Here is a 2468-nt window from a genome sequence, read left to right as displayed (position 1 = left end):
CCGGCTGCAGGGGAAGGGCCGCGGTCTGGGCGACGGCGGCGGCCTCGCTGGCCCCGGCGATCACCACCTGGTCGGCCTCGAGGGCCTCGCCATCGGCCAGGGTCAGGGTCCAGCCCGCGGTGCTCTCGCGCAGCGCCGTGACCTCCCCCTGGCGGAAGCGCACGCCCGGCGTGCCGGCCAGGCGCACGCAGAGCTCGAGCGGCCTGACCCAGGCGGCACTCGGGTAGTCCAGCGCCGGGACCTGGACCCGGATCCCGGCGGCGGCGCTGGCCGCCTCGGCGTCGAGGCCCCGCACCACGCTCGGTGGCAGCGGGTGGCTCGCCAGGAAGCGCGCCTGGCGCGCCTGCTCCTTCTCGCTCAGCGCCAGCTGCAGCACCCCGCTGGGGTGCCACAGGCGCTGCTCGGGGTCGAGGGCCTCCAGCCAGCGCCGGCTGTACAGCAGCCCGGCCAGGTAGGTGCGGCTCTGCCGGTTGGTCTCCACGGCGAGCTTGACGTAGAGCGCCCCCTGCAGGTGGGTCTCGCCGAGGCGCGCGCGGTCGAAGCGGTCGATCAGGGTCACCGCCACGCCGCGGCGGGCCAGCGCCGCGGCGGCGCTGGCGCCGGCGATGCCGGCACCGATCACCGCCACCCGGTGCGGCGGCTGGGCCGGGGGCGGGGTGAACCAGGGCGTGCGGGCTCGCCGCTCATCCAGCGGCGGCGTGGCGATCTCGCCGGCGAGCATCTCGCGCTTGCGCCCGAAGCCCGGCACCTTGCGCCAGTGGAAGCCGGCCGCCTTGAGTCCGCGCTTGACCGGGCCGGCGCAGGTGAAGGTGGCGAAGGTGGCACCGGGCCGGGAGCGGGCCGCCATGGCCAGGAACAGCGCCGGCTGCCACATCTCGGGGTTCCTGGCGGGGGCGAAGCCGTCGAGGAACCAGGCATCCACCCGGCCGTCGAGCAGCGCCAGGCGCTCGGCGGCATCGCCGAAGTGCAGGTCCAGGGTGACCCGCCCATCCAGCCACAGCCGGTGTACGCCGGCCACCGGCTCGGGCCACTGCGCGACCAGCGCCGCGGCGCGGTGCGCCAGGTCGGGCCAGGCGGCCAGCGCCCGGGCCAGGTCCTCCCTGGCGAGCGGGAACTTCTCGGTGGAGACCAGGTGCAGCCGCGCTCCGGCAGGGGCGTGGGCATCGAAGCAGGCCCAGGCGCAGAGCATGTTGAGCCCGGTGCCGAAACCGGTCTCGCCGATCACGAAGGGGCGGTGCGCCTGCCAGGCGGCGAAGCGCTCGGGCAGGCGGTTGGCGGCCAGGAAGACGTGCTCGGTCTCGGCACGGCCGTCATGGCGCGAGAAGTAGACGTCGTCGAAGGTGGCGGAGCGGGGGGCCTCCTCGCCGGTGTCATCGCGCCGCCAGTCGAGGCGGGCGGTCTCCAGGGCGGCGAGCGGTGGCAAGCCATCGGGGGCGGGGGTCACGGGGTCTCCGGCGGTAGGGCGTGGCTGGTCAGGATCTGATCAATGGCGCCGCGGGGGCGGCTGGTCCCGGCTGGGGAAAGGCATCCGCGGCGTTTCAACAGCGTTATCCACAGACTCTGTGCAGAACTCGGCTGTGGACAAGCGGGCTGTGGGAAAAGGGGCGGATCAGGGCATCACCTTCTTGAACGGTTTGACCGTGACCCTGGCATAGACGCCGGCGATCATGTAGGGGTCGGCGTCGGCCCAGGCCTGGGCCTCCTTGAGGCTGTCGAACTCGGCGACCACCAGGCTGCCGGTGAAGCCCGCCTCGCCCGGGTCCTCGCTGTCGATGGCCGGGTGGGGGCCGACCAGCACCAGGCGCCCCTCGTCGCGCAGGGTCTCCAGGCGGGCCAGGTGATCCGGGCGAGCGGCCAGGCGGCGTTCCAGGCTGTTGTTCACGTCTTCGCTGATGATGGCGTAGAGCATTGCATCGCTTCCTCGGTTGGGCGGCTCGCGCCGCGACAGGCGATGGTGATTGACCGGCGTCGGCCGGGCGCGCACCATGGACGGCCATTCTGACAAAGTCGCCTGTCGGCGTCATGCCAATGTCCGCACTTCCCGCCCGCTTCGAGGGCGACCCCGACCCCCTGACGATCGACCTCCATCTGCACTCCACGGCCTCCGATGGCGCCCTGCCGCCCGGCGAGGTGATGGCGCTGTGCAGGGCGCGGGGACTGACCCATGTCGCGCTGACCCCGCGGCCGCCGCGACGCGGGAGGGGCTCACGCTGATCCCCGGCACCGAGCTCTCCACCCAGTGGCGCGGCCACAATATCCACGTGGTGGGGCTGCTGCCCCAGGGCGCCCGGGGGGCGCTGGCCGCGGGGCTGGCGGCCCAGGCCGAGGCGCGGGAGCGTCGCGCCGTGACGATCGCCGAACGCCTGGAAAGGATCGGCCTGGCAGATGCCCTGGCCCGGGCCCGGGAGCAGGCCGGCAGCGCGCGCCCGCTGGGGCGCCCCGACTTCGCCCGGGCGCTGGTGGCGGCG

Annotated in this window: 2 protein-coding genes and 1 pseudogene; 1 reads left to right on the top strand and 2 read right to left on the bottom strand. The window is 74.4% G+C overall.

Annotated elements, in window-relative coordinates:
- Both mnmD and J5F18_RS18750 read right to left on the bottom strand, forming a co-directional pair.
- A partial coding sequence (gene mnmD, locus J5F18_RS18755) for a tRNA (5-methylaminomethyl-2-thiouridine)(34)-methyltransferase MnmD (protein WP_346300036.1) occupies positions 1-1444 on the bottom strand: 1444 nt, incomplete at its 3' end.
- Between the two features lie 165 nt (positions 1445-1609).
- Positions 1610-1909: a YciI family protein gene (locus tag J5F18_RS18750; protein WP_346300035.1), complete on the bottom strand. Its 300-nt coding sequence runs from the start codon at positions 1907-1909 to the stop codon at positions 1610-1612.
- A 113-nt stretch (positions 1910-2022) separates the two neighbouring features.
- On the opposite strand from J5F18_RS18750, the pseudogene J5F18_RS18745 reads away from it, so the two are divergent.
- Positions 2023-2468, top strand: a pseudogene (locus J5F18_RS18745) (PHP domain-containing protein); the annotation flags it as partial.

It is taken from the genome of Halomonas sp. BM-2019 (assembly GCF_017584085.1).
Note: the sequence above shows the minus strand (reverse complement) of the source record. Positions and strands in the feature narration are given on the sequence as shown.

What these genes read in the sequence shown, in the direction of transcription:
- J5F18_RS18750 (WP_346300035.1), bottom strand. Translation starts at nt 1,909, where the DNA reads ATGCTCTACGCCATCATCAGCGAAGACGTGAACAACAGCCTGGAACGC.